Origin of the sequence: Blautia faecis (assembly GCF_027662325.1) — a bacterium.
Lineage (GTDB): Bacteria > Bacillota > Clostridia > Lachnospirales > Lachnospiraceae > Blautia_A > Blautia_A faecis.
The window spans coordinates 83,607-109,747 of record NZ_JAQDKY010000001.1 but is presented as its reverse complement, the minus strand read 5'-3'; the positions used below and the strand labels follow the sequence as shown (position 1 = coordinate 109,747).

The following is a 26,141-nucleotide window of genomic DNA, read 5'->3' as shown; positions in this document are numbered from 1 at the left end:
TTTTCGTGTAGTTGCCTTGATATTGCTATTGTACTGGAAAAAGCGGTGGTGTACTAGATGGTTTATTGCTTCTTTTATAGGTCTTTCTTGATATTATAGATGAAATATTATATATTATCATAAAGAATAAATGGTATATTTTGATTTTGAACCTGTAGCATAAATGTTGTATTTTGATTTTAAACCTGCAGCATAAGTGTTGCGTATTATGGAAGTCGGGAAATTTGAGTGAAAAAAGAAGGTGAGGCATACTATGAGAGCAGAATATGAAAACGTGCTGGATGATCATTTGGGGAAAATTCATTTTACATATGTAAATACCTGGGATGAATTGTTACCGGCGCACTGGCATGAGCATTTGGAAATTATTTATGTGCTTGGCGGCGAGATTACAGCATCTATTAATGATGTGAGTTATGAGTTGGAAAAAGGGGATATTTTTCTGGTAAATTCCAATGATATCCATTATACCTACACGCATGAGGATGCCAGGTATTATCTTTTACAGATCCCGCCGGTTCATCTGGAAAGAATTTCTGCAAAGTGGAAGGGACTGAAATTTCAGGAGCTTATAAGGTCGAAATCAGCTGACGCATGTGTTCAGGGAGAACAACTGGAGAATGTGCAGGGAAAGGGACTTGTGGAGATGAGGGAGAATCGAAAGTCTACAAATCGGGCTGATGATCTGTATGATCAGTTGAGAGACGTATTTCGGAAAATTGCAGGCTTTTATGAAGAAAAAAAAGAAGGCTATCATCTTCTGGTGCTTTCTGCTGTTTACCGTTTACTTTATTTTCTTTATACAGAAGGAATCAGGAGTGAGGAAGATACAGAAACCGCTCACGGCACTCTGCGAGACTTGGAGCGGATGAAGTTATGCATGGAATTTGTCCGGGAACATTATGGGGAAAGAATTTCCCTTGCCGATGCTGCAGGGCTTTTGGCCATTACACCAGAGCATTTCTGTCGCCTTTTTCGCAAATATACAGGACAGACCTTCCTGGCTTATGTAAATCAGATCCGCATGGAGCATTTCCACACAGATCTTCTGGAGACAGATAAAAATATAACATTTCTTCTGGATAAAAACGGGATTACCAATTACAAAGGTTTTTTGCGAAAATTTAAGGAAGCTTATGGGGAATCGCCGAAGGAAGTAAGGAGAAAACAGCTGGGAAAAAAGCAGGAATGATTTTTCCGGAGGGTTCTGAAAATAACAAGCAGGACAGCCTGAAGGTCTGTTCTGCTAGAGCGTGTTTGAAAAAGCATTCCTGCAATCTGCACGCCCCACTTTGCGGTATATTTTGCCCGGATTCGGTTGTCGTAGCCCGCTACGACGCCCTCATCCGGACAAAATCTCCCACAAATTGTGACGCACATCTTGCAGAAAGCCTTTTTCAAACACGCTCTAGTTGGAAGCTGACGCATTATAACTGCGCTTTATTTTTTACCAGCATTTCATGAATGATATTCTGTGTATAAGCACCCAGATGTTTTTTGTCCTCTTTTTCCAGCTGGTCTATGTAGATTGGTTTGCCATATTCCAGGATAACGTGGGTTTTCTTAACTCTTGGAAAATGGTTTTCCCAGATATCAGCGGAGCCGCTGATCGCCATCGGGATGATCGGACAGTTTGTCTTTGCGGCAATTTTGAAGCTGCCCTCATGGAATGGAAGCATGTCCAGTTCATCTTCATTTTTGTTTCGTGTACCCTCTGGGAAAATGCAGATGGAAATGCCGGATTTCACTTTCTCAATAGCAGTGAGAATGGTTTTCAGTCCCTGCTTCAGGTCATTACGGTCAAGAAACAGGCAGTGAAGACGTTTCATCCAGGTAGAAAGCAGAGGAACCTTTTCCATCTCTTTTTTTGCGATATAGCCGGTACGGATGGGGCAGCGTGGATAAGTGATCGGTACATCAAAAAAGCTTCTGTGATTTCCGATATAAAGAACCGGCACATCAGTTGGTACATTTTCCTCTCCGATAACAGTCAGCTTCACACCGGATATCCACAGGATAAAACGAAATACTGCCTGAACGATCCGAAGAGAGCTGATTTCCTTTGCCATAGGATTGAATTTGCCGATGATCCATTCTACAAAGAGAATGGGAATGGATAAAATCAGGAATCCAACCACTACGATCACGCATAAAATAAAACGAATCATATGATTTTCCTTTCTTTGATCTGTGCCTCATGCGTAGGAAGCATGTTTTGGCATATTGTTTATGTCTATTATATGTAATTTGAAAAATTCTTGCAATAAATCTTTTTTATTCCTCATACAATAAAATAAATGGAGATTGCTGTTTGCTGTGTTTAAAGGCTGAGCATCAGATGAACAGCAACGAGACATCTGAGGTGGCAGAATGAAAAAAACAAAAGCAGTTCTTCTGGGAGTAATTTTGTGGTCACTGCTTTTGATCAGTGGATGCAATTTTATCCGCATTGAGGAAGAGCCGCGGAAGCCTCTGGAGTATTCCATTGTAAAAAATGAAGAGATACCGGCAGAACTGGCTGCCCTGATACAGGAGAAAAAGAAGAATGAATTTCAACTGACCTATCAATGTGAAAAAGACCTGTTTCTTGTAAAAGGATACGGGGAGCAAATGAGCGGAGGTTACAGTATTTCCGTGGAAGAACTGGGGTGGACTTCCCAGGCTGTTTTTTTCCGGACAATGCTGCTGGGGCCATCAGACGAGAAAATAACGATCAGTCCGCCTTCCTATCCTTACATCGTGGTGAAGACGGAATACCGAAAAGAACCTGTGATTTTTGAACGCTTTACTGAAAAAAGCGAAAATGATGCAATATAGCAGTCTGGTGAAAAAAGGAGTGGAAAATCGTGGAATTAAGAAAAGAAAGTGTGCAGATGCTTCAGATAAAAAGCCGTGCAGCCAGCCAGGTAACGTTTGATACAGATTATAATGTACCAGATGCAAAGCCGGATGTGGGCCGACTGATCCAGAACAAGGGTGACGTTTCCATGGATGAAGTGCGTCTTAGCGAAGGAAAGGCATTTATCAGCGGAAACCTGAACGTGGATATTCTCTATGTGGGGGAAGAAAACCAGAAAGTGAGCAGTCTGGGGGCAAAACTGCCTTTTGATGAGACTTTGAACCTGGAAGGGATTGCAAGTGGGGATAAAATGTGCCTGAAGTGGGAGATTGAGGATCTCAGCGTGCACATGATTCATTCCCGAAAACTAAACATAAAAGCAATTGTCACCTTTTATGCAGTGGTAGATGAAATGGCAGGGATTCAGCTTCCGGTGGAAATCAGTGAGGAGGGAATTTCAGTAAAAAGGAAGAAAGTCCGTTTAATGAGTCTTATGGTACATAAAAAGGACACTATGCGGATTAAGGATGAAGTGACTTTAGTGTCCAATAAACCGAACATTGAACAGCTTTTGTGGTATACCATCGATGTCCGTGGAATGGATCTGCGTCCAGAGGATAATGTGGTGAAGGCAAGAGGGGAGCTGTCAGTTTTTGTCCTGTATTCGGGAGAAGATGAGGAAAATCCGCTTCAGTGGGCAGAGTATGTGCTTCCGTTTAATACGGAAGTGGAGTGTACTGGTTGTATGGGAGAGATGATTCCAAATATTGGCTTTTCCGTTATGCATCAGAGCATTGAAGTAAAACCGGATTCCGATGGGGAAGAACGGGTAATGAGTGTAGACACGGTGCTGGAACTGGACATGAAGCTTTACCGCGAAGAAGAGCATGACCTGATTCTGGATGTGTACTCGCCTTTGAAAGAATGCATTCCTCAGGGAAAAGAGATGTGTCTGGAAAGCCTCCTGGTACGGAATGACTCCAAATGCCGCATATCTGACCGTATTGAACTGAAGGAAAGCCAGGGGAAAATCCTGCAGATCTGTCACAGCCAGGGACGTGTAAAGGTTGAGAAAACGAAAATTGTAGAAAATGGAATCCAGGCCGATGGAATTGTATTTATGAAAATCCTGTATATTACAGGAAATGATGAAATGCCATTCTATTCCGTTGATGGGATGATCCCTTTTTCCCATATAATTGAGGCAAACGGGGTCAATGAGGACAGTATCTTTTTTCTGCAGGCAGATCTGGAACAGCTGTCAACGTCTATGATCGACAGCAATGAGATTGAGGTGAAGGCTGTGATCAGTCTCAATGTGCTGGTGCTTCAGTGTGAAAACCGGATGATCATAAGCAAAGTGGAGGAGCGTCCCCTTGATATGGAGAAAATCCAGGCAATGCCGGGAATCACGGTGTATGTGGTGAAAAATGGGGATTCTATGTGGGATATTGCGAAAAGATTTTATACTACAGTGGAGGAAATCTGTGAGCTGAATGAACTGGAAGAGGACAGAGTTGTGCCTGGAATGCCGCTGCTGTTGGTGAAGAAGGTGGAAGGGTAAGGTTGCTTTCTGTTTACTGCATATATTTGGAGAAAACCTTTTCAAACATGCTCTGGTCACGTTGTGGACAGTAACGATATATATAGAATGAGAAATTTCCTCGCATAAATGTATTGAAAAAAATACAAAAATATTTTACAATAAAAGCATTGATAAAATTGTATACAAAGTACAAAGAAACTGCTGCTCTTAGAGCCTGCCAGAGGTTTTATGTGAGCGGCAGCTACAAGCGGAGGAAATTATGCGTTTACGTGCACTTGCAAAGATAAATCTGGGACTTGACGTGGTTGGAAAACGTGATGACGGATATCACGAAGTCCGTATGATCATGCAGACCATACAGATGTATGACGTGCTTGAAATTGAGAAAAAAAAGGAGCCGGGAATTGTCCTTACCACGAACATTCCTTACGTTCCTACTGACGAGCGGAATCTTGTATATAAAGCGGCGAAAATGTTAATGGATGAGTTTGATATAAAAGAGGGGCTTACCATGAATCTGGAGAAGTTTATCCCGGTAGCAGCCGGCATGGCTGGTGGAAGCTCTGATGCGGCAGCTGCTTTTGTTGGAGTGAACCGCCTGTTTGGACTGGGACTTTCTGAGGAAGAGCTGATGAAGCGTGCTGTGAAGGTTGGAGCGGATGTTCCTTATTGTGTGATGCGCGGAACTGCTCTTGCAGAGGGAATCGGGGAGAAGCTGACCAGACTTCCCAGAGTACCTTACTGCTATGTTCTGGTGGGAAAACCAGGAGTAAATGTTTCAACCAAGACTGCTTATGAGAACCTGAAACTGGACGATCCTGTTGTGGTTCATCCGGATATCGATGGTATGGTGACAGCTGTCAGAAATGGTGATCTTGATGGAATGATTTCCAGAATGGGAAATGTATTTGAACCGGGAATTATCAGCAAATATCCTGTGATCCAGGAAATCAAAGATCTGATGGAGAGCAACGGAGCACGTAAGGCCATGATGAGCGGAAGTGGTCCTACTGTATTTGGCATTTTTGATGATAAGGAGAAAATGGATCGGGCAGCAGCTGTTCTCAGGGAGAGCAGACTTGCGAAGACTGTTTTTGCCACAGATGTTTTTTAGCGGAGGAAAATACAAATGACAAGTGATTTTACAGTGCATATGGATGAGTATCTTCCACTTAGGGAGGTCGTTTTTAACACATTGCGTCAGGCAATCCTGAAGGGAGAACTGAAGCCGGGCGAAAGACTTATGGAGATTGCCCTTGCGGAGAAGCTTGGGGTGAGCAGAACTCCTATCCGGGAGGCCATGCGTAAGCTGGAACTGGAAGGGCTGGTTGTGATGATCCCGAGACGTGGAGCCCAGGTTGCCAATATTACAGAGAAGGATCTGAATGACGTTCTGGAGGTCAGGATCACTCTGGAAAATATGGCCATTGAGAAGGCCTGTGCTAATATGACAGATGCGGATATCCGGAAGCTGGAGCAGGCGGCTGAGGTTTTCCAGACCAGTACGGCGGAAGGCGACCTGGTAAAGATGGCTGAGGCGGATGTGAATTTCCATGAGGTAATTTATGAAGCTGCTGATAATAAAAGACTGATGCAGGTTCTGAATAATCTTCGCGAGCAGATCTACAGATATCGTGTAGAATATTTGAAAGAGGATGAGTCCAGAAACCGTCTGGTGAAAGAGCATGAGAAAATTACCAGGGCGATTAAGGAACGGGACGTGAAAGCGGCACAGGAGCTGTCTTTTGAACATCTGGAAAATCAGCGGATGGGAATTATTCAGGCGATTCGGGCAGAAGAGTAAACTGAGTGGTTTTCTGGGAGCGGAGCGGGCACATCCTGCCCGCGTTCCTCTTTTTGGGAAGTTGAGAGAAAATGAATATAATTGTTTTTATGGGAGATACTGGGAGAGATAACCAGTGTCTTTTTTTTGTTGCCTGAAAATGGAAAAGAGGAGCAGCGTTGGATAAAAATGATAATATTGTTATGATTTCAAAGGATATTCGAGCAAATGAACGGTATATAAGAGAACGTCTGGCAGATTGTGGAGATATTCAGATCCGGAAGATGCGGCTGGGGGATGAGCGGAAGGTTGACTGTCTGATGGTCTATATTGAGGTAGCGACTTCCAATATGATGCTGGAGGACTCTGCCATTGGAAAAATGGTTGGGCATTTCTGGGAGATTTCGCCTGGGGAGATGCAGGAATTTGTGGAGTATAACAGTCTGGGAATTGCGGATGTAAAGAAGCTGACTGACATGGAGCAGGTGTTTGCAGGGCTGCTTGCCGGAAACGCGGTTTTCTTTATGGACGGATTTGACCAGGCTATGAAAATTTCCAGTGCCGGTTATCCAAGCATGGGGGTAACAGAAGTGGAGATGGAGAAGGTTCTGCGAGGTTCCAGGGAAGGCTTCTCTGATTCTGTGAAAATAAATTCGGCACTGATCCGGAAGCGGCTACGGGATACCAGATTAAAGGTAGTGGAATTTTATATTGGGGAGAGATCACATACACTGGTACAGATGGTGTACATGAAAGATCTGGTGCAGGAGGAATTTCTGGAGCAGGTGAAAGAGCGGCTTGGAGAGTTTCGAATTGATGGAATTCTGGACAGCGGAATGCTGGAACAGCTGACGGAGGATTCCTGGTTTTCCCCATTTCCACAGTATCAGACTACGGAAAGACCGGATCGGGCGGCGCAGGAAATTTTAAATGGAAAAGCAGTGCTTCTTTGTGATAATTCTCCGTCAGCGCTTATTTTACCAGGTGTTTTTCACAGTTTTATGGAAAGTAGTGAGGACTGGTATAACCGATTTGAAATGGCATCGTTTCTTCGAATACTGCGCTATGTGGCAATGGCAGCAGCTACGTTGCTGCCGGGGCTTTATCTTGCGGTGATCCGGTTTCATACGCAGATTCTTCCCACGAACATGCTTCTGTCCTTTGCCCAGGCAAGAGAAGGTGTACCATTTTCCAGCATTGCGGAGCTTGTTCTGCTGGAGTTATCCTTTGAACTGATTCGGGAGGCTGGTGTACGGATTCCGGGAGCGCTGGGAAATGCTATGGGAATTGTGGGAGGACTGATCGTGGGATCTGCTGCTGTGGAAGCGAATCTTGTAAGCCCGATCGTGGTCATGGTTGTGGCAATCACGGCACTTGGTTCTCTTGCAATCCCAAATGAAGAATTTGCCTCGGCATTTCGGATGCTTAAATATTTCTTTTTGTTTTTGGGAGGATATCTGGGGATTTTTGGAATTGTGACAGGAGTATATCTGACAGTATCACATCTGGCAGGACTTCTCAGCTTTGGAGTTCCATACCTGTCGCCCTTTGTCAAACAAAGTACGGATAATGGGACTGGAAGCAAAATTGTGAGAGTGCCATTTAATAAGAGATGGAGGCGCCCTTCATATGCCAGACAAAATGAGCGAGTGAGACTGCAAAAAATCCGCGATAAAAACAGGAAGGATAGGTAGCAGGAATAAATGAAATTTGCAGAAAATAATCAAATCTCCCAGCGGCAGCTCTACAGGCAGATTGTGATTGTGTTTATTGCACCATTAATATTATGCCTTTTCGAAAACAGAAAAACTCTGGGGCTTGGCGGGCTGGCAGGGACTGCAGCGGCCCTTGCAGCTGTGCTGTTTTATGTGATTTTTCTCATCCGTCTTCGTTATGCTTTTGCCAGACCCTGCAAAACAGCCGGTGTGGTGTTGGGACGGCTGGCAGCGTCGTTTTTTCTTATATACTGTATTCTTGGAGCTGCGTTTCTTTTGAATCTTCTGGTAGAAATTGTTGCAGTCAGTCTGGGAACAGGTATAGGAAAAAAATGGCTTTGTCTGATCACATTGCTGGTTTGCAGTCTGGGCACGCAAAAGGGGATTCAGAGACGAGGCAGAATGGGAGAAGTGTCAGGAGGCGTGGTACTTGCAGCGGTTATGCTTATGTTAGTCCTGGCTGTGGGACAGGGAAAATGGGAGTATTTTCAGGAAATGGTATGGAATTCCTCTTTCTCAGGAAGAAAAATTATGGAAAGTGGATATGATGTGATATGTGCATTTTCCGGATTGGGGCTGCTTCCCTTTGCATTGGACAGTGTAGGAAACAGTAAAGATACAGGGAAAACTGTAAGTTTTGCCGTTTTTACCCTGGGAATTTTGCTTATTCTGACGGAGTTACTGCTTCCTTCCGTATTTGGATGGGGGCGGCTGAAATATGAAAGCTGTCCGATTTTGCCGCTTCTGGCAGGTGCCGAGCTTCCAGGGAATGTATTGGCAAGATTTGATGTCCTCTGGATGGGATTTCTTTTATACAGCCTTTTATTTTCTATTGGAAGTTTTCTGCATTATGGTCATTTAATTGTGGAAAAAGCAGATATGGGAACTGGAAAGCTGTGGATATCTATTCTGGTTTTTGCCGGAGCCGTGTGGGATATTGAAAGATGGGGAATCCGGAATAGTTTTCCATTATATTTGAAATATATTTTTGTGCCCGGAATGCTGGTGCTTCAGATTATTTTTTTTATGACAGGCAAAAAGAAGTGGAAAAAGAAGCTTGCCGTAGCGTGTGTCAGTGCATTGTTTCTGTTAGCCGGCTGTGGTGGTGTGGAACCGGAGAAACGCATGTATCCGCTTGCACTTGGAGCCGATATTACAGAGGGGAAATATCTGCTGACTTACGGAATTCCGGATCTTCCAAAATCTACAGGACAGGAAAAAGACGGGGAAGACCAGGGGAATGCTGCTCCGTCGATTCAGGGAGAAACTTTCCGTGAGATTGAAAATATATACAGCCGGACACAGGAAAAATATCTGGATATGGGACATCTGGAAATTCTGGTTTTGGGCGAGAGTTTGTTAGATGGAGGGCGTTGGGAGCAGGTTCTTGAGTATCTGAAGCAGGAGCCGACTATAGGTGAAAATGTTTATGTGTTTCGCTGTGCTGTGGCATCTGAAGCAGTAGCCTGGGTAAGCCCTCAGGACGTTTCTCTGGGAGAGTATCTTCTTGGGCTGCTGGAAAATAATCCAAATGGAAGCCCGGGACAGGCAGTAACGCTTCGTGAGGTTTATCATGAGTTTTATGAACGTGGTGCTTTGTCTGAATTGCCAGAACTGGAAATTTATGGAAAGGAACTGGAAGTGAAATTTTAGCCGAATCTCCCACAAATTGTGACGCACATCTTGCAGAAAGCCTTTTTCAGACACGCTCCAGGGAAGCTGCGAAAAGCAATAAGCAGTGGGAATAAATGTGATTATTCCGGGCCGGGACAGGGAATACTTTTGTTAAGAAAAATATGGGAGGTACTTTTATGCTTTGTCTGAGAAAAAAAAAATATCATATAGCGGCAGCACTTCTGACAGCTGTATTACTTTGCCCATGCAGTGAAAATTTTAATAAAACTTCCAACCTTCTTGCGTGGTGGGGAACCATTTATCCTCAGTTCTGTTTTATGGAAGCACCGAGGACGGAGAACGGTCAGAAAGCAGAGCCAAGATTTCATTTCTGGATTGTGGAGACACTTAACGCTTTGATGTAGTACAAGCACTTGCACCGCCGCTCCTTTGGTGTTAAAATGAAATACAGATTGCAAATATCGCTTGACTATGAATTTGGAGATAGATAAATGAAAATAGACAGAGATGCGCCTGTTGGTGTGTTTGATTCCGGTATTGGCGGACTTACTGTGGCAAGGGAGATCATGCGGAATCTTCCAGCAGAGAAAATCGTGTATTTCGGCGATACTGCCAGAGTTCCATATGGCAGCAAATCCAGAGAGACTATTATAGGATATTCCCGTCAGATAATCCGTTTCCTGAAAGAGCAGAAGGTGAAGGCGATTGTGGTGGCCTGTAATACAGCCAGTGCGTTTGCCCTGGAGGCAGTTCAGGAAGAATTTGACATTCCCATTCTTGGAGTGATTGAAGCCGGTGCCAAGGTAGCTGCGCAGGTTACCAGAAATAAACGGGTGGGAATCATCGGTACAGAAGGTACTGTTGGAAGTGGAATCCACGCGGAGGTTCTGAAAAAGATCGATCCGGAGATTACAGTGATTGGAAAGCCATGTCCCTTATTTGTACCGTTGGTAGAGGAAGGCTGGACTCATGATCCGGTGACAGTGGAAGTTGCAAGCAGATATCTGAGGGAACTACAGGAAAAAGATATTGATACACTGATCCTTGGCTGTACCCATTATCCACTGCTCCGTTCTACCATCGGACAGATCATGGGAGAGGGGGTTACTTTGGTGAACCCGGCGTACGAGACGGCACTGGAGCTTGGCAGACTTCTGAAAGAGCAGGATATGCAGAGCACCGGACAGGGACAGTCTGATTTCCCATATCGTTTCTATGTGAGCGATCTGGCAGAGAAATTCAAGGGCTTTGCCAATTCGATTCTGCCATTTGATGTGGAGAAAACGCAGAAGATTGATATTGAGAAATATTGAAAAAGAGAAAGAAATGGAAAAACAATGGAAAAAGAAGTTTTAATTCACGTAAAAGGTTTACATATGATGGACACACCAGAAGGTGATGAGCCAATCGAGATTGTGGTTCCGGGAGAGTATTATTTCCGCAACGGTAGTCATTATCTTCGCTATGAAGAAATGCTGGATGAGCAGGGAGATCCTACTGTAAATTATATCAAGATATCCTCCAGGGGAATGGAAGTCCGAAAAAAAGGACAGGTAAATACACATATGGTTTTCGAGCAGGGAAAGCGTAATATGGCATTTTATACCACCCCATTCGGAACTCTTGAAATGGGAATTTCAGCGACGAATCTGGAATTGGAAGAAAGTGACGGGCAAATTGCCATGAAAGTGAATTATTCTCTAGACCTGAATCAGGAGCATGTGGCAGATTGCTGTCTGGATATTCAGGCGCAGGGGAAGAATACAACTGGGTTTGTGTTGTAGGAACTGTTGGGTAGAAGCATTACAGAAATTAATTTTAACAAGAAGACAGCAGGCGTTCGTTTGTTAGAATGAACTCCTGCTGTTTTTTTTATTGTTATTTGAATCGGTAGCAGTGGACGAATCTGGTATTGGAATCAATATTTTCAGATGAAACCAGTGGTCACTGGCGCTGACATGCACGGCATTCATGAATTTGAAAAGGGTTCCATCGATGACGCTGGTTATGGTAATCCCATGTTTCTGGCAATATATGGTTTTCATTTTTTATGTAATGATGTAAACAAAAAAGGTGCGACTTAAAAGTTTGTTTTTAAGCTGCGCCTTCTTTGTTTGTATAAAAATCAGAACGTTCTGCGCGTGGTAGATTAATTTAACCTGAAATAGCACGTGCTTTTTCCGCGCCCTTCTTTTTTTAATTCACCAGCCGTAACCAGCTTGCGTAAGGCACTTTCGATGGAACTGTCACTGAGTGTAGGACAGAATTCGCGAATATCCTGTTTGGTAAAACGTCCGATTTTATTTTTGCTGGCACGCCGTACCATTTCAAGGGAAGAAAGTTTGGTTTCCACAAGCGCTACACGGTCTTCAAAGTCTTTATATGCTGCCAGGATTGTTCCAAGAATATATTTGATAAAAGGCAAGACATTTTCCGTCCCTTCATGCCATCCGGTTTGTGATTCTGCAAGGGCATGATAGTAGAGATCTTTATTTTGGGCAATCTTAGATTCAAGAGAAATATATTTGCCAACATAGAATCCATTTCGATACAAGAGTAACGTGGTCAGCAATCTGCTCATTCTTCCATTTCCATCGTTGAAGGGATGGATACAAAGGAAGTCATGGATAAAGACTGGAATTGCGATTAGTGGTTCTACTTCCATATTTCCGATTATCCGGTTATACTCTTCACAGATTTTATCCAGAGCTTCTGGTGTCTCATATGGGGAAAGTGGTGTAAACAATGTTTCAACATGACCGTCTGGGTATGTGGCACTAATGTAGTTTTGTATAGTTTTTGTGTGACCGGCAATTGGATTGTTCATGTGACTATAAAGTATTTTGTGAAGCTGCAGGATATAATTCTGGGTGATCGGAATAGCATCAAAACTTTCATGTATAATATTTAACACGTCACGATATCCAGCTATTTCCTGCTCATCACGATTTTTGGGGGTTGTCTTTTCTTCGACGAGTTGGCGGATTCGTGTATTTGTAGTGACTATGCCTTCAATGGCATTTGATGCTTCTGTGCTTTGAACTTTAGCGATTTCTACAAGCTTTTCAAGTTCTTCGGGGCGCTGTTTCAGGTATAATTCCTGTTTACCAGCTTCTTTATATATTGCAGCAACGAGCCCGAGGATGTCTGAATCCCATTTTTGCTCTTTGAGTGAGGAGTAATTAAAGATTCTCATTTCGCACCTCCTATCTTTTTCCCTTAAATAATACCATAAAATAAGGGAAAGAACAATAAAATAAGGAAAAATTCCCTTAATATTATATCACAAATAAGGGAATAATATTCAGACAAGCTTTTTGAGTGATACGAAAGCGTAATCTGTAGCTTTTTAAACGTGGGATGTTGTGGACTATTGGGAAAATTCATTTTATACTATAGTTAAATTATGAGTAGATTTACAAGAAATGAGAATTGGTTATTGTTCAAAGATTGTGAACAGCAATAATTTACGGGAGGAAAACGGAAATGGAAAATACATTTTGGATCTGGTATCCGGGAGATTTTGAATTATATCATGCCATGAAGCAGAATTTCAGCCGTGTGGAGAGAGGTTTTGGATGGCCGGCATTTTGGAAGAGTGAGGGCTTCCGCAACCGTGTGGCTTTCCGCCGGACTTATGAATTGGAGCAGGAGACCAGTTTTACTGTATTTTCCAATGCGATTGGTCATGTGCTTGTAACCAGGGAGAATGGGGAGAAGAAATATCCATTTGGAAAGAAGATTACAGTAGCACCTGGAAAGGTGCGGATCTCTATTCATGCAGGCTGTGTGGAGGCATTTCCTTGCGCTTATGTGCAGGGTGAGGTGATCCATTCTGATAAAACATGGAAGGCAGAGGATTATTCCCAGCCATTAGTGCCGGTTGGAATGTGTAAGTATTTTACCAAGCCGGGACAGAATCCTACTGTGTGGGAATATACAGAAAAAGAGTGCAAGCCGGTGAAAATCAGCGAGATAAACGGTGGCGTGCTGGCAGAGTTTGAGACGGAACTGACGGCGGCGGTTTATGTGAAAAGTAAACGCAGTAATTGTGTTGACAGTACAAGCGAAGATGAGGATTTAGAGGTTTTTTGCGGTGAATCTGAGGACGAAGCTCTTGACCTTGAGCACTGCTACTACAGCTGGCAGCCGAATCCGGTTACAAATCGATGCCCATGCTGTGCAGTCCGTTTTGCATTCATTCCGAATTGCAAAGCCGAAGATGTGGAAATCACAGCATTCTATCAGTATGTAGATTTCCCGAAACGCGCTTCCTTTAAGTGTAATGATGAGAAACTAAATAAAATCTGGGAGGTGGCGGAGCATACCTTCCGTCTTTGCAGCGGTATCTTTTTCCTGGATGGGGTGAAACGTGACAAATGGATCTGGTCTGGAGACGCCTACCAGAGCTTTTTTGTAAATCAGTATCTGCTGGCAGATCCTGATATTGACCAGAGAACTCTTTTAGCACTACGTGGAAATGATCCTATGACAAGACATATCAATACCATCATGGACTATTCCCTGTTCTGGATCCTGGGCGTGCTTTATCATTATGAGGCATATGGTGACCTGGAATTTGTCCGCCAGGTTTATCCGAAAATGTGCTCCCTTATGGAGTTCTGTGAGGGTCAGCTGGATGAAAACGGATTTCTTGTAGGTCGTGAAAATGACTGGATCTACATTGACTGGGCTGACATGGATAAGACTGGTGCCCTTTGTGCAGAGCAGATGCTGTTCGCAGCATGCTGGCAGACCATGGCGAAAGTGAGTGCGGCTCTTGGAGAAGAAAATCCGGAATACATGGAGAAATATGAGAAACTGATCGGGCAGATCCGTAAATTATACTGGGATCAGGAGAAAGGCGCATTTATTGATTCCTTTGAATCCGGTAAGAGAAATGTGACCCGTCATGCCAATATTTTTGCAATTCTTTTTCACATTGCAACACAAGAAGAGCAGGAGAAAATTCTGGCAAATGTAATTAAGAATGATGCAATTCCGGCAATTACAACTCCGTATTTCAACTTCTTTGAACTGGATATGCTCTGCCAGACCGGAAATCTGGAATTTGTACTAAATAAGATTCGCAATTACTGGGGCGGTATGCTGGACCGCGGTGCAGTTACCTTCTGGGAAGAGTTTGACCCGGAGGCACCAGTAGAAACTCAGTACGATATGTACGGCGACCGCTTTGGAAAAAGTCTCTGCCATGCCTGGGCTGCAAGCCCGATCTATTTCCTGGCGAAGTATTTCATGGGGCTGAAATTTACTGGAGTCGGCGGAAAAGAATTTGTGGTAGAACCGCATACTGAGTTTTTCGACAGCTTTGATTGTACATTGCCTGTTGCTGAGGGACAGGTACATATTGTGTGGGATGGGAACGAGCTGAAGGTAGAGAAGACAGCTCACAGACTTGATTTATAAAGTTCTGTGGGCTGTTATTAGCGCTAAAAAAAGGACTGTTCACGCTAATTCTTCCACAGAGATAGGAAAAAGCAGTAAACTGTCAACAGAACGAGAATGCCGAAAAGGTAGTTGGTTTAAGGACAGAGATTTCAGAAAGGAGCAGTTTACTGTATGCAGAAAATTGATTTTAACAAGGATTGGATATGCAGGTGTCTTACCAGGGATGAGGAAGCTTATCCGGTGACTTTGCCACATGACGCAATGCTGAGTGAGCCGCGTACTCAGGAGAGTACCGGCGAGGGAAATATTGGATGGTATATTGGTGGAGATTACGAATATACCAAGAATTTCTTTGTGCCAGAGGAGTATAAAGGTAAGAAAGTCCTCATTGAATTTGAGGGTATTTACCACAATGGTGAAGTTTACATAAATGGGAAAAAGGCGGCTTACCGTCCTTATGGTTATACCAATTTTTATGTGGATACAGAGGGCTTTTTCCAGTATGGAAAAGAGAATGAGATCAAAGTCATTGCGCGCAATGCTGACCAGCCAAACAGCCGCTGGTATTCAGGAACCGGTATTTACCGTCCGGCTTATCTGTATGTTGGGGAAGAAAAACATATTCCGGTAAACGGCGTGAAAATCCGTACTTTAAGCTATGATCCGGCGAGAATTGAGGTCGTTGTGAAAACTTCTTCGCCTGGAGAGGTTTCCCTGAAGATTGAGTTTGAGGGCTCTAAAGTACTTAGAGTAATTGGTGAAAGTACAAAAATAGGAAATGTAAACAATGACAAAATAATATCATCAGATAATAAAAACATGCAGCCAAATGAATCAGTACAGACTGGAAAAAATGGTCAGAAGAGTGAATTGGCGCAGGTGGAAGCGGAAAAAAATAATCAGGAAGCAGCATACCAGGCCATCTTCCAGCTGGATGTTCCAAACGCAAAGCTCTGGGATACAGAGCACCCGAATCTCTATACCTGTAAAGCAATTTTCGGTGAAGACGAAGTAACTGAAACTTTCGGAATCCGTGAATTGATCTGGAATCCTCAGGTAGGAATGACCATTAACGGAGAGCGTGTGATTCTTCGCGGTGCATGCTTTCATCACGATAATGGCGTGCTTGGTGCATGTACGTATCCGGAAGCAGAAGAACGTAAAATGCGTATTCTCAAAGAAAATGGATACAATGCAGTCCGCTCTGCACATTATCCTTGCTCTAAGGCACTTCTGGATGCCTGTGACCGTGTGGGAATGCTGATGATGGATGAATATGTAGATGTGTGGTACATTCATAAGACTAAATATGATTATGCCGGACAGCTTGCTGACTGGTGGAAACAGGACTTAAAAGACATGGTTGACAAGGATTATAATCATCCAAGTGTGATCATGTACTCCACAGGAAATGAGGTTGCAGAGACCGCCCAGAAGAAGGGAATTGCCCTCACCGGCGATATGACAAACTATCTTCACAGTCTGGACTCCACCCGTCCTGTTACCTGCGGAATCAACATTTTCTTCAATTTCTTAAGCTCCATAGGACTTGGCGTTTACAGTGATGACAAGGCAGAAAAGACAGCTGCTTCCAAGCCGGAAAAGAAGAAAAAGCCGGTAGGAAGCGAGTTCTATAATACTCTTGCCTGTCTGGTTGGAGACTACTTTATGAAGTGCGGTGCCACCCTTTATCCATGCGATTTAAGGACGAAGGATGCCTACGCAAACATGGATATCGCAGGTTATAATTACGGTATTTTCCGCTACAAACATGATCTGAAAAAGTACCCGAACCGTCTGATTCTGGGAAGTGAAACCTTCTGTAAGGATGCGTATAGTTTTTGGGAAATTGCCAAAAAAAACAAACGGATTATCGGTGATTTTGTGTGGGCAGGATGGGATTATATCGGAGAAGTCGGGGATGGTGCAGCAGAGTATTCTGACTATAAATTTGAAGATCCCGCCACGAGAATGACAGGCGGAAACGGTCGAATTGACCTGAACGGAAAGCCGCGTGCAGAGGCTGCATATACCAGAGTCGCTTTTGAAAGAGAGACAGGTCCGTTTATTGCAGTTGATCCTGTTTATCAGAAAGAAAAGCTTCGTCTTACTGGCTGGCAGCTGACAAAAGCTCTGGAAAGCTGGGCATGGGATGGCTGTAACGGAGAACCGGCGAAGGTAGAAGTTTATGCAAGGGCTGCACAGGTTGAGCTGTTTATCAATGGCAAAAGTGCTGGTAAAAAGAAAGTGAAAAAATGCCGTGCAAACTTTAATATCACCTATCAGAATGGGGAGATAACGGCGGTTTCTTACGATGAAAATGGAAGAGAAATCAACCGTTATTCATTGTGTACAGCAGGAAAAGAAACGGTTCTTCAGGTGCGTCCAGAGGAGAAAACCGTGAAGCCGGAGGGCCTTGCATTTATTCAACTGCAATACACAGATAACAAGGGAATCTGGAAACCAATGGAGAAACATAATATAAAAGTAACAGTAGAAAATGGGGTTCTGAAGGGGCTTGGAAGTCCGGCTCCTTATGTAAAAGGGAATTACACTGACCATACTGTGGCGACTTATTATGGTGAGGCAATGGCAGTTGTACAGGCAGATGGAAACGGACCGGTGAAGGTTACCGTGGCAGATGAAGAACGGTTTTATGTGGTGGAAATTCCATGTGAATGAAGTGAAAGACCTATGATTTAAGGTGGAAAAGAGGTTGAAAAAATGAAGAAAAAAGGTTTTATCATAGGTGGAATCTGTCTTGCTGCTATAGTTGGTATTCTCGGTTACAATCATGAAGCTGTTCGTGTGGTTTTTCATAATGTATACTCTCCATCAGTGAAATTGGATGATTCTTCCAAATGGAATGGTGGAAAAGCTTATGAGAAGCTGCCATATTCTGAGGCTTCCGAAAATGATTATCTGGATCTGTATGTGCCGGACAGTGAAGAACCTATGCCGTTGATCATATTGGTACATGGGGGCGGCTTCGTATACAATGATAGCCAGTCCCGTCAGGCGCAGCTGATGTACCACTATTTCCGCGATCATGGATATGCATGTGCATCCGTTAACTATCGTCTTGCCCAGGAAGCAGCCTTTCCGGCAGGAGTGGAAGATGTGAAATCAGCGATCCGTTTTCTTCGTGCAAATGCAGAGAAATATGGATACGATCCGGAGCGTTTCGCAATCTGGGGAGAGTCAGCTGGGGGGTATTTATCAGTGATCTGTGGCGCTTCCAATGATGAGGAATTTAATAGTGTTCCATTTATCGGAGAAGATGAGAACCATCCTGTTTCCAGTGAAGTTCAGGTGATTCTGGACTATTACGGCTGTATGGAATTCGGAACTATGGAAGATGATTACAGGGAGCTGAGGATTCCCAAAATTGTCCGCTGGGCGGCCAGCCTGTGGCTTCAGGGGGCAATTAAAGATACCGGCTACGAGGATGTGGAATCTTATTGGATGCGCAAGGATGTAAAAGCTCTTACTGAGGATGAGAAAAACAACTATAGTCCATTGTATTATATTGAGAAAAATCTTACGAAGGAAAACAGCCCGGATATATTAATCTGGCATGGTGATGCGGATTTAGATGTTCCGTATCTGCAGTCTGAGAGACTGAATGCACTGCTTACAAGAATTGTTGGGACAGATAAGGTGGAATTTAAGCTTTTTCATAATTATAAGCATGCGGCAGATCAGCTGTACAGTGATGAAAATCTGGGAATCCTGAAAGAATATCTGGATGAGAAATTTGCATAAGGGAAGTCGCATACATTAATATGAGCGTGATTACCGGAGAATCGGCAGACACATAAGCTGACAGAAACGAAGAAAATATCTGGCACAGGGCAGAATTGCCCCGTCAGATATTTTTTTGCCCTCAAATAAAAAGGTTTTAACAAAATCTGTCAAAACCTTGAAAAAGCTAAATGGGTTTGATATGCTGTCTATGTATATCTTTTGATGAGTTGTAAGTCATTGTTTACAGGTAATATTCTGTGCGGGTAAATTTTGCACAGAATTGCAGCACAAGGTGATCATTGTGCACTTAGTGAGCAGTGCTATTTTATGTAGTAGGGAGAAACTATGAAAATAGAAAAAAAACTATGGATCACCCTGTTCGTATTTGGATTGTTTGCAATTGGTTTTTCAGGTTGGATATTCAGTCAGAGTACAGCCAGGGAAAAATTGCTCTGGGATAATACGATTAGGTTTGAAACAAAAAAACTGACAGATGGAGAAATCAAATCAGAGAATATTGCTCTGCCCGAAGACTTCGATGATCCCAGATCAATCTTATTTAAAACCACACACACCATTGCAGAAGTGTGGCTGGACGGAGAAAAAATATACGAATACGGAAATGAAGAAGATGCTCCCAGCTTTATGAAGTCACCGGGAAGCTGCTGGCACATTGTGAATATTCCGGAAGACAGCGCTGGTAAAAGTCTTGAGGTCAGAATTATTCCAGTATATGACAACTATTATGGAAATGAAGTCAGCATTGTATACGGAACACGAGGCAATTGCGTTCTGAAAATTTTAATGGACAGCTTTAAAACCCTGTTGCTCAGCTGCGGGATTCTGTTTGCAAGTATCATCTGCCTGCTGCTTTATTTGGGAGCAGTGCGAAGAAAAAGAAGAGACAAGACAGAAACGAAGATAGAGGTCTTTTTAAACCTTGGATTTTTCTCATTGCTGATTGCAGTATGGACACTGGCACAATGTGGATTCCTGCAGTTTTTGATTCCGGATGGAAGAACTTTGTATTTTGTAGATTATTTTTCATTCTTCCTTTTCCCGGTACCCTTTAATTTTCTGCTATATGATATCTGCAAAAGCAGATACCACAAAGGTGCATTGATTTTTCCCATTCTTTATCTTGCGAATATGGCAGCTGACGTTCTGCTTCAGTGTACGGGAATTATTGATATATTCCGGCTGCTTCCCGCAACCCATGTTATTATGGTTGCCAATGCAGTTTACACAGTTGCCCTCATTCTTTACGAGGCCAGAAAAGAAGGCAACGACGAAGCCAAGAAATTCCAGTATCCTATGTGTGTGCTCATAGTATTCGGAATGGCAGAAATGTTCCTTTATTATTTGAGGAAATTTCAACAGACATCCATTTTGCTTCCCATAGGAACCCTGCTGTTTATCATTATGCTGATCTGGATCCAGGTTTCCCAATATTACGATCAATACATCCAGAAACAAAAGGTGATCTATCTGCAGAAAATAGCCAACATGGATATGCTCACAGAGGCCATGAACCGAAACGCTTACGAGGACATGGTGAAATATCTGGAGGAAAGTGATATTAAACTTCGTACAACAGGTGTAGTTCTGTTTGATCTGGATAATCTGAAAGTGATCAATGACAATTTTGGGCATGAAAAGGGAGACGAAGCGCTGAAGCTATGCTATCAGTGTATCAGTCAGGCATTTCAGAATGTAAAGAACTGTTTTCGGATTGGCGGCGATGAGTTTGCATATGTATATCATAGCGATGAGAAGGATATGATTCCGGAACGGCTGAAGGCGCTGGAGCTGATTTTGAAAAAAACAGCGGAAACGAACAAGCTGGAGTATCCACTCAGCATGTCAGCCGGATATGCTTATTATCAGCCTGATATAGATTTTGACTTTAAGGATATTGTAAGACGAAGTGATACCATGCTGTACCGTCAGAAGCGCAGAAAGAAGGTGGCACGGTCAGCAGGTCTGGACAATCTGCTCTCCCGTATGAGTAAGCAGTCGACAGAGGAGATCACAGATGAGGTGATCCTGCAGGAGAAAAAGTTTCAGAGCATGTCTGTGGATGAGCTTTGCAGTGTGATCGATCTTCTTAGTCCGACTACAGATAATTACCCATATGTGGTTGACTTTCGGTCGGATTTTTATTACATAGCAAATCAGGCTCTTGAACGCTTCTGTATTCCCAAAAATGGTTTTCATAATGTAATTTCGAAGCATAAGGAATTTGTATATGCACCGGATTATGAAAAACTGAAAGCGGAATTTGATGATCTTCTGGAAACAGACCGCTGCACCCATAGCATGGAATATCGTTGGCTGGATCTGAAAAAAAAGCCGATCTGGATTCATTGCAAAGGGTATCTGGTCCGTGACGATAACATGAAACCTCTTTACATGATTGGTTGTGTGAACGAAATTGGAAAGAGACAGAAGGCAGATAATGTAAGCGGACTATTGGGAGAGTCTGGTTTCCGGGAGTATATGAACCAGCTGGATACTCCTTTGGAGACAGGATATCTGCTTCGTATAGGAATCGATCATTTTAAGGAAATCAATGATAACTTCGGACAGGAGTACGGTGACTTTGTACTTAAGAAAACGGCGGAGTGTATTTCAGGCTGTACATCAGAAGGACAGAAGGTGTACAAGCTTGTGGCAGATGAATTTCTGATCCTGGATGCTTCTTCTGACGAGGCGCAGGATGCGGATAAGCTTTATGATAAAGTGAGAGAAACAATAGACAGATTTATTGAAACCAATGAATTTAAAGTCATTTATACGGTTTCAGGAGGAATTGTGCCATTTGCAGCATTAAAAGGAAATCAGTATGCAGAAGCATTGAAGCTGACGGATTTTGCCCTGAATGAGGCGAAGAAGCTGGGAAGAAACCGTTGTTATATATTTAATGGGGAAACCTACAGAAAATTTCTTCGGAAAAGGGAGATCACCCAGGAACTGCGGGAAGCTGTGATCAATGGATTTCAGGGCTTTACAGCTTTTTACCAGCCTGTATTTGCTGAAGACAAAAAAGTGCCTTATGGAGCAGAAGCTTTAATGCGTTTTACCTCTGAAAAATTCGGAATGATTTCACCGGCGGAGTTCATTCCCATTCTGGAAGAAACAGGTCTGATTATTCCTGCTGGCCGCTGGATGATGAAAGAGGCTATGGGAAAATGCAGTGAGATCAGGAAGATACTTTCAGGGTTCCGGATGAGTATTAATATTTCCCAGGTACAGGCCTTTAAGTCTGATGTGATTCAGGATATCAGTGCAGAAATGAAAAGGACAGGGCTGCCGCTGGAAGCGGTGATCGTGGAATTGACAGAGAGCGATCTTCTGGAACAAAATATAAATGAGAAGCATTTTCTCACAGAACTGAAGCGAATGGGAATCAGTCTGGCGCTGGATGACTTTGGAACCGGCTACTCGAACTTCCATTATCTCAGCGAGCTGAAACCAGAGATCATTAAGATCGACCGTTCTTTCACTGCGAAAGCAGTTGCAGATGAGCAGGAATATTATCTTCTGAATCAGTTTTGCACCATGATTCATAATCTGGATATGAAGATTTGTATCGAAGGTATAGAAAGTGCCCAGGAATGGCTCAAAATCCGAAAGCTGTGCCCGGAATTCACACAGGGATATTTCTGGGGGAAGCCTTGTGGGTATGAAGAGTTTGTGAGAAAATTTGTACAAGAAAAATAAGAGAAATCCGGTACAAAGTGTATAAAAATGCTTTGTGCCGGATTCTTTTTTTATGTGTGCATAAAATAATCTGCTACAGCACATAAAATTAAAAAAATGTAAAATACAAACGTTTTTTAAATACATTTTAAAAACTTGAAAAAATATCAGTGATAGCAGTCAGGAAATGAGTGAGAAAATGGAAAAAAATGATAAGGGTAATTTGATACTGGATATTGATGGAAATAAATTAGATAGATTTTGCAAATTGACGTTGCGTGGGATTTAACCTATAATGAAATTAGTTTTATGAGTGAAATGGGGGAAACTATGCGCGTTGATGAGGTCATGACAGAAATTATACAACGGTGCAGATTGTATGGGGCACAGAAGATAATTCTGTATGGATCCCGGGCAAAGGGAACTGCGACAGAGCGGAGCGATATTGACATTGCAGTGTCTGGAGTCGCTTCACACGAAATTCTTGATTTGCAGGAGAATTTAGAAGAGATTCCAACATTGTACACAATTGATCTGGTTGATCTTGATACTTGTCAGAATCAGCTGTTGTTGGAGGATATAAAACAATATGGACGAGAAATTTATAAGAAGATTTGAGTCGTTTAGAAATTCACTGGACTCTCTGGCGGAGGCGAAACAGCGTGATTTGTCAGATTCTTTTGTACTTAGTGGAATCAGTGCTAAATTCAGTATTACATTTGACTTGGCGTGGAAGGTTATGAAAGATATTCTGGTACAGTATTATGCAATAACTGGATTTGTCACTGGCTCACCAAGAGAAGTTCTCAGAGAATCATTTCAGGCGAATCTGATTACTGGTGATGAGTGGATGGATATGCTGAAAGTAAGAAATCAGCTTGCACACGACTATGATGGAGTGATTGTGAAAGAACATTGCGGGACAATTGTTCATGTGTATATTGATAAATTATACGATTTCAAAAAGGCTGTTGAAAAATTGCTGAAAGAATAATACATCGACCGGGGCATGCCCGGTCGGTTGTTTTTAGGGAGTTTGGGTTATGGCTAAGGTGTATTTTGTGAGGGAAGAGATTAGTATAGAGGTTCCGGTTGGAACCAGCGTTCTGGAGGCGGAGATTCAGGCGGGGCTTGCGCCGGATGTGCCTTGCGGAGGGCAGGGAACCTGTGGGAAATGTCTGGTGAAGGTAGATGGAAAGCCTGTGCTGGCATGTCAGACGAAGGTGGAAAAGGACTGTCAGGTGGAGATTCCCGGGAAGAAAAATAGAGGTAAAATTTTGAGAGAAGGATTTTCCAGAAAGGTGAATTTCCAGCCAGAATTGCAGGTGAAAACAGTGTGGCTGGAGAAGCCGGAGACTGGGGAAAAAAAGTCAGAGTGGGAGCGGCTGGTGGAAGACGTATATGGAATCTCAGACAATAAAAGAACGTCAGATGTAGATTATGGGTGTATAAAAACAGATGTAAAACTTGCCGGAAGTCTCTATGAAAAACGAAGCTTCAATCCAGAGTGGCAAGTAGCCTATACAGATGAAGAAATCCTTGATTTAAGACCAATTGTTGGCGTCCATGAAGATTCTGTCCATGGAGTGAATAGTAGTGGTGAAAAAGGTGATGGGATTTTTACTGCGGCAATCGACCTTGGAACGACTACAATTGTGGGGTATCTTCTGGATGGTAGAACTGGGGAAAACTTGGCAGTAGAAAGTAGAATGAATCCTCAGATGCAGTATGGCGGAGACGTAATTCAAAGAGCCAATTATGCGCTGGAACATGGCACAGAAACGCTGAGCAAGTGCGTGCAGAAGACAATAAATAAAATACTGGAAAGTCTTATTGTAAAAACTCAAAAAGCTCCCAAAATAGCAAGTGGAAGGAAAAAAGTGAATGATCAAACTGTCAATGGCAAGACGAAAAGCGCTGAATGGATGCCTGGAGTGGAAGATATCTATCAGGTAAGTCTTGTTGGAAACACCTGTATGCACCACCTGTTTCTTGGAATTTCCCCGGCTTCTTTGGTACATGCGCCATATACGCCTGCAATCAGTCAGTCCCTTACTTTGCGCGCAGCCGATTATGGTATTCACATCCACCAAAAAGGCCAGTTGCTCCTTCTTCCGAATATCGCCGGATACATAGGCGCAGACACCAGTGGCTGTCTTCTGGCTCTTCGACAGGATCTGAAGGATGAAATAACTTTAATGCTGGATATCGGAACTAACACAGAGATGATTCTTGGAAATAAATATGGCCTGGCAGCCTGCTCCGCGGCATCTGGCCCAGCCTTTGAAGGGGCGAAGATCCAGTGCGGAATGCGGGGGCTTCCGGGAGCTATCGATCATGTAAAATATGAAGATGGAAAATGGCAGTATACCACAATTGGCGGTGAGAAGCCTGTAGGCCTATGCGGTTCCGGGCTGATTGATCTGGTGGCAGAGCTTCTGCGTGCAGGTCTGTTAGAGGAAAATGGAATTCTTCACAGTGGGCAGGAAAGATCAGACACGTTTATGCTTGTGCCACCACAAGAAACTGTTTTTGCCCAATGTGAGCAGAATATGTCAGAGGATGCGCAAAGTGAGAAAACGGAGTGCCTACAGAGAAACGAAAAAAATGGGAGTGGGCAGTCGCGTTTTGAGAATGATTGCGGAGTCTATCTTACCCAGAAAGACATTGGCGAGGTTCAACTTGCCAAAGCAGCCATTGCCGCTGGAATCCAGCTTTTATTAAAGAAAAGAAGCATAGAAGAATCCCAGATCCAGACCGTGTATCTGGCAGGTGGATTCGGCAATTATATGAGTGCAGAAAACGCAGCCCGGATTGGGCTGATCCCGGAAAGTTTTGTGAAGAAAGTACAATGTGTGGGAAATATCGCCGGGGAAGGTGCTAAGATTGCATTGCTAAATAAGAATGAGCGTCACGAGATTGAAAATGCAGTGCGAAACATGGAATTTCTGGAACTGGCGGCCTGCCCGGAATTTCAGGATTGTTTCGTAGATGAGCTGGGATTTGAAAGGTAAAGAGATTTCCGTGTTTATTACAGGAAATTTTAGTGCTGATTTTATAAAAATAGAAGCAAGATAAAAAATAGAAACAAGATATAAAAATAGAAGACAGAGAATTATAAAATGTTTTTGCATATTGTTATCTGTGGATAATAATGATTAAAAAAGGATTAGAGACATGAATTTCAAAGACTTAAAACAACTATGCCTGTCCCACGGTTTCACCAACGTGGTACCCCTGGCCTGCGATACCATTGAACTAAAGCCAGAAGTACGCCAGATGTGCGCCTCCGATTCCTGTCACAAATACAACAAATGCTGGAGTTGTCCGCCCGGCTGCGGAACCCTGGAGGAATGCAAACAAAGAGTAAGAAAGTATAAACTTGGAATCCTGGTACAGACAGTGGGACAGCTGGAGGATTCCATGGATGGGGAAGGCATGATGCGCACAGAAGCTATGCACAAAGCCTCCTTTTACAGCCTGGAAAAAGATCTGCGGAAATTTTACCCGAATATGCTTCCAATGGGCGCAGGCTGCTGCACAAAATGCAAAACCTGTACCTGTCCGGACGCTCCCTGCCGCTTTCCGGACCAGGCCTTTTCCTCTATGGAAGCCTATGGAATGCTGGTCATGCAGGTTTGTCAGGCAAACCACCTTGACTATTATTATGGTCCTGGAAAGATTGCGTATACCAGCTGTTATTTATTAAAGTGAAACTGGGAAGATGAAATGCAGGTGGTTAGATATTTCGCAAAGAAAAGTTGT

Annotated in this window: 23 protein-coding genes and 1 pseudogene; 20 read left to right on the top strand and 4 right to left on the bottom strand. The window is 43.2% G+C overall.

What is annotated here, in order from left to right; genetic code table 11:
• Positions 1-253 precede the first annotated feature (253 nt).
• Positions 254-1,192 carry an AraC family transcriptional regulator gene (locus PGQ38_RS00415; protein ID WP_195699800.1) on the top strand — a complete coding sequence of 313 codons (939 nt, stop codon included), beginning with the start codon at positions 254-256 and terminating at the stop codon, positions 1,190-1,192.
• Here the strand turns inward: PGQ38_RS00415 and PGQ38_RS19630 are convergent.
• On the bottom strand, positions 1,135-1,368 hold the full coding sequence (locus tag PGQ38_RS19630; protein WP_308768458.1) for a DUF6783 domain-containing protein: 234 nt from the start codon (positions 1,366-1,368) through the stop codon (positions 1,135-1,137). The genes PGQ38_RS00415 and PGQ38_RS19630 overlap by 58 nt on opposite strands.
• Between PGQ38_RS19630 and PGQ38_RS19625 the strand changes: the two genes are divergently transcribed.
• Positions 1,279-1,464 carry a DUF6783 domain-containing protein gene (locus tag PGQ38_RS19625; RefSeq protein WP_334298310.1) on the top strand — a complete coding sequence of 62 codons (186 nt, stop codon included), beginning with the start codon at positions 1,279-1,281 and terminating at the stop codon, positions 1,462-1,464. The two genes, PGQ38_RS19630 and PGQ38_RS19625, sit on opposite strands and share 90 nt — an antisense overlap.
• Here PGQ38_RS19625 and PGQ38_RS00410 read toward each other — a convergent pair.
• Complete coding sequence (locus tag PGQ38_RS00410; protein ID WP_118577600.1) at positions 1,428-2,168, bottom strand: lysophospholipid acyltransferase family protein; 741 nt, start codon at positions 2,166-2,168, stop codon at positions 1,428-1,430. The two genes, PGQ38_RS19625 and PGQ38_RS00410, sit on opposite strands and share 37 nt — an antisense overlap.
• A gap of 202 nt (positions 2,169-2,370) precedes the next feature.
• Here PGQ38_RS00410 and PGQ38_RS00405 point away from each other — a divergent pair, with 202 nt between their 5' ends.
• From PGQ38_RS00405 to PGQ38_RS00380, 6 genes are all read left to right on the top strand, one after another.
• Positions 2,371-2,817, top strand: coding sequence for a protease complex subunit PrcB family protein (locus PGQ38_RS00405; RefSeq protein WP_118577599.1), 447 nt, complete (start codon positions 2,371-2,373; stop codon positions 2,815-2,817).
• Between the two features lie 29 nt (positions 2,818-2,846).
• Entirely contained in the window at positions 2,847-4,403 is a 1,557-nt protein-coding gene (locus PGQ38_RS00400; protein ID WP_118577598.1) for a DUF3794 and LysM peptidoglycan-binding domain-containing protein, read from the top strand.
• A 241-nt stretch (positions 4,404-4,644) separates the two neighbouring features.
• Complete coding sequence (gene ispE, locus PGQ38_RS00395; RefSeq protein WP_118577597.1) at positions 4,645-5,499, top strand: 4-(cytidine 5'-diphospho)-2-C-methyl-D-erythritol kinase; 855 nt, start codon at positions 4,645-4,647, stop codon at positions 5,497-5,499.
• Between the two features lie 15 nt (positions 5,500-5,514).
• Positions 5,515-6,189 (top strand): GntR family transcriptional regulator, encoded by a 675-nt coding sequence (locus PGQ38_RS00390; RefSeq protein ID WP_118577596.1) that lies wholly within the window; start codon positions 5,515-5,517, stop codon positions 6,187-6,189.
• Positions 6,190-6,371: 182 nt separating this feature from the next.
• Positions 6,372-7,862 (top strand): spore germination protein, encoded by a 1,491-nt coding sequence (locus tag PGQ38_RS00385; RefSeq protein ID WP_270430588.1) that lies wholly within the window; start codon positions 6,372-6,374, stop codon positions 7,860-7,862.
• A 9-nt stretch (positions 7,863-7,871) separates the two neighbouring features.
• A complete protein-coding gene (locus PGQ38_RS00380) occupies positions 7,872-9,536 on the top strand; it encodes a GerAB/ArcD/ProY family transporter (protein WP_270430490.1) in 1,665 nt (554 codons plus the stop codon).
• On the opposite strand, the gene PGQ38_RS20940 is transcribed toward PGQ38_RS00380, so the two are convergent.
• Positions 9,533-9,586, bottom strand: coding sequence for a DUF6783 domain-containing protein (locus tag PGQ38_RS20940; protein ID WP_465220659.1), 54 nt, complete (start codon positions 9,584-9,586; stop codon positions 9,533-9,535). The two genes, PGQ38_RS00380 and PGQ38_RS20940, sit on opposite strands and share 4 nt — an antisense overlap.
• Between PGQ38_RS20940 and PGQ38_RS20935 the strand changes: the two are divergent.
• The 4 genes and pseudogenes from PGQ38_RS20935 to PGQ38_RS00365 all read left to right on the top strand — a co-directional run.
• Positions 9,569-9,631 (top strand): annotated as a pseudogene (locus PGQ38_RS20935) (hypothetical protein); the annotation flags it as partial. The gene PGQ38_RS20940 and the pseudogene PGQ38_RS20935 overlap by 18 nt on opposite strands.
• A 63-nt stretch (positions 9,632-9,694) precedes the next feature.
• The gene (locus PGQ38_RS00375; protein WP_270430488.1) at positions 9,695-9,922 is read left to right on the top strand and encodes a hypothetical protein; all 228 of its coding nucleotides are present in this window, start codon (positions 9,695-9,697) and stop codon (positions 9,920-9,922) included.
• An 87-nt stretch (positions 9,923-10,009) separates the two neighbouring features.
• Positions 10,010-10,831, top strand: a complete 822-nt coding sequence (gene murI, locus PGQ38_RS00370; RefSeq protein ID WP_118577593.1) for a glutamate racemase — start codon at positions 10,010-10,012, stop codon at positions 10,829-10,831.
• A gap of 24 nt (positions 10,832-10,855) precedes the next feature.
• Positions 10,856-11,302 (top strand): YwiB family protein, encoded by a 447-nt coding sequence (locus PGQ38_RS00365; protein ID WP_118577592.1) that lies wholly within the window; start codon positions 10,856-10,858, stop codon positions 11,300-11,302.
• A 365-nt stretch (positions 11,303-11,667) separates the two neighbouring features.
• Here the strand turns inward: PGQ38_RS00365 and PGQ38_RS00360 are convergent, their stop codons facing one another.
• Positions 11,668-12,714, bottom strand: a complete 1,047-nt coding sequence (locus PGQ38_RS00360) for a Fic family protein (protein WP_270430487.1) — start codon at positions 12,712-12,714, stop codon at positions 11,668-11,670.
• Positions 12,715-13,004: 290 nt separating this feature from the next.
• Between PGQ38_RS00360 and PGQ38_RS00355 the strand changes: the two genes are divergently transcribed.
• From PGQ38_RS00355 to PGQ38_RS00320, 8 genes are all read left to right on the top strand, one after another.
• Positions 13,005-14,945, top strand: coding sequence for an alpha-L-rhamnosidase-related protein (locus tag PGQ38_RS00355; RefSeq protein ID WP_270430486.1), 1,941 nt, complete (start codon positions 13,005-13,007; stop codon positions 14,943-14,945).
• Positions 14,946-15,098: 153 nt separating this feature from the next.
• Positions 15,099-17,609, top strand: coding sequence for a glycoside hydrolase family 2 TIM barrel-domain containing protein (locus PGQ38_RS00350; RefSeq protein WP_270430485.1), 2,511 nt, complete (start codon positions 15,099-15,101; stop codon positions 17,607-17,609).
• Positions 17,610-17,651: 42 nt separating this feature from the next.
• Entirely contained in the window at positions 17,652-18,692 is a 1,041-nt protein-coding gene (locus tag PGQ38_RS00345) for an alpha/beta hydrolase (RefSeq protein WP_270430484.1), read from the top strand.
• 327 nt (positions 18,693-19,019) lie between these two features.
• Positions 19,020-22,397 (top strand): bifunctional diguanylate cyclase/phosphodiesterase, encoded by a 3,378-nt coding sequence (locus PGQ38_RS00340; RefSeq protein WP_270430483.1) that lies wholly within the window; start codon positions 19,020-19,022, stop codon positions 22,395-22,397.
• Between the two features lie 288 nt (positions 22,398-22,685).
• Positions 22,686-22,994: a nucleotidyltransferase family protein gene (locus tag PGQ38_RS00335; protein ID WP_226814871.1), complete on the top strand. Its 309-nt coding sequence runs from the start codon at positions 22,686-22,688 to the stop codon at positions 22,992-22,994.
• Positions 22,966-23,370, top strand: a complete 405-nt coding sequence (locus PGQ38_RS00330; protein WP_270413098.1) for an HI0074 family nucleotidyltransferase substrate-binding subunit — start codon at positions 22,966-22,968, stop codon at positions 23,368-23,370. The genes PGQ38_RS00335 and PGQ38_RS00330 overlap by 29 nt, the downstream gene beginning before the upstream one ends.
• Before the next feature lie 49 nt (positions 23,371-23,419).
• Positions 23,420-25,390 carry an ASKHA domain-containing protein gene (locus PGQ38_RS00325; protein ID WP_270430482.1) on the top strand — a complete coding sequence of 657 codons (1,971 nt, stop codon included), beginning with the start codon at positions 23,420-23,422 and terminating at the stop codon, positions 25,388-25,390.
• A 163-nt stretch (positions 25,391-25,553) separates the two neighbouring features.
• The gene (locus PGQ38_RS00320; protein WP_173718065.1) at positions 25,554-26,090 is read left to right on the top strand and encodes a DUF2284 domain-containing protein; all 537 of its coding nucleotides are present in this window, start codon (positions 25,554-25,556) and stop codon (positions 26,088-26,090) included.
• Positions 26,091-26,141: the final 51 nt, after the last annotated feature.

What these genes read in the sequence shown, in the direction of transcription:
- PGQ38_RS00415 (WP_195699800.1), top strand. Translation starts at nt 254, where the DNA reads ATGAGAGCAGAATATGAAAACGTGCTGGATGATCATTTGGGGAAAATT.
- PGQ38_RS00410 (WP_118577600.1), bottom strand. Translation starts at nt 2,168, where the DNA reads ATGATTCGTTTTATTTTATGCGTGATCGTAGTGGTTGGATTCCTGATT.
- PGQ38_RS00405 (WP_118577599.1), top strand. Translation starts at nt 2,371, where the DNA reads ATGAAAAAAACAAAAGCAGTTCTTCTGGGAGTAATTTTGTGGTCACTG.
- ispE (WP_118577597.1), top strand. Translation starts at nt 4,645, where the DNA reads ATGCGTTTACGTGCACTTGCAAAGATAAATCTGGGACTTGACGTGGTT.
- PGQ38_RS00390 (WP_118577596.1), top strand. Translation starts at nt 5,515, where the DNA reads ATGACAAGTGATTTTACAGTGCATATGGATGAGTATCTTCCACTTAGG.
- PGQ38_RS00385 (WP_270430588.1), top strand. Translation starts at nt 6,372, where the DNA reads ATGATTTCAAAGGATATTCGAGCAAATGAACGGTATATAAGAGAACGT.
- PGQ38_RS00380 (WP_270430490.1), top strand. Translation starts at nt 7,872, where the DNA reads ATGAAATTTGCAGAAAATAATCAAATCTCCCAGCGGCAGCTCTACAGG.
- PGQ38_RS00375 (WP_270430488.1), top strand. Translation starts at nt 9,695, where the DNA reads ATGCTTTGTCTGAGAAAAAAAAAATATCATATAGCGGCAGCACTTCTG.
- murI (WP_118577593.1), top strand. Translation starts at nt 10,010, where the DNA reads ATGAAAATAGACAGAGATGCGCCTGTTGGTGTGTTTGATTCCGGTATT.
- PGQ38_RS00365 (WP_118577592.1), top strand. Translation starts at nt 10,856, where the DNA reads ATGGAAAAAGAAGTTTTAATTCACGTAAAAGGTTTACATATGATGGAC.
- PGQ38_RS00360 (WP_270430487.1), bottom strand. Translation starts at nt 12,714, where the DNA reads ATGAGAATCTTTAATTACTCCTCACTCAAAGAGCAAAAATGGGATTCA.
- PGQ38_RS00355 (WP_270430486.1), top strand. Translation starts at nt 13,005, where the DNA reads ATGGAAAATACATTTTGGATCTGGTATCCGGGAGATTTTGAATTATAT.
- PGQ38_RS00350 (WP_270430485.1), top strand. Translation starts at nt 15,099, where the DNA reads ATGCAGAAAATTGATTTTAACAAGGATTGGATATGCAGGTGTCTTACC.
- PGQ38_RS00345 (WP_270430484.1), top strand. Translation starts at nt 17,652, where the DNA reads ATGAAGAAAAAAGGTTTTATCATAGGTGGAATCTGTCTTGCTGCTATA.
- PGQ38_RS00340 (WP_270430483.1), top strand. Translation starts at nt 19,020, where the DNA reads ATGAAAATAGAAAAAAAACTATGGATCACCCTGTTCGTATTTGGATTG.
- PGQ38_RS00335 (WP_226814871.1), top strand. Translation starts at nt 22,686, where the DNA reads ATGAGTGAAATGGGGGAAACTATGCGCGTTGATGAGGTCATGACAGAA.
- PGQ38_RS00330 (WP_270413098.1), top strand. Translation starts at nt 22,966, where the DNA reads ATGGACGAGAAATTTATAAGAAGATTTGAGTCGTTTAGAAATTCACTG.
- PGQ38_RS00325 (WP_270430482.1), top strand. Translation starts at nt 23,420, where the DNA reads ATGGCTAAGGTGTATTTTGTGAGGGAAGAGATTAGTATAGAGGTTCCG.
- PGQ38_RS00320 (WP_173718065.1), top strand. Translation starts at nt 25,554, where the DNA reads ATGAATTTCAAAGACTTAAAACAACTATGCCTGTCCCACGGTTTCACC.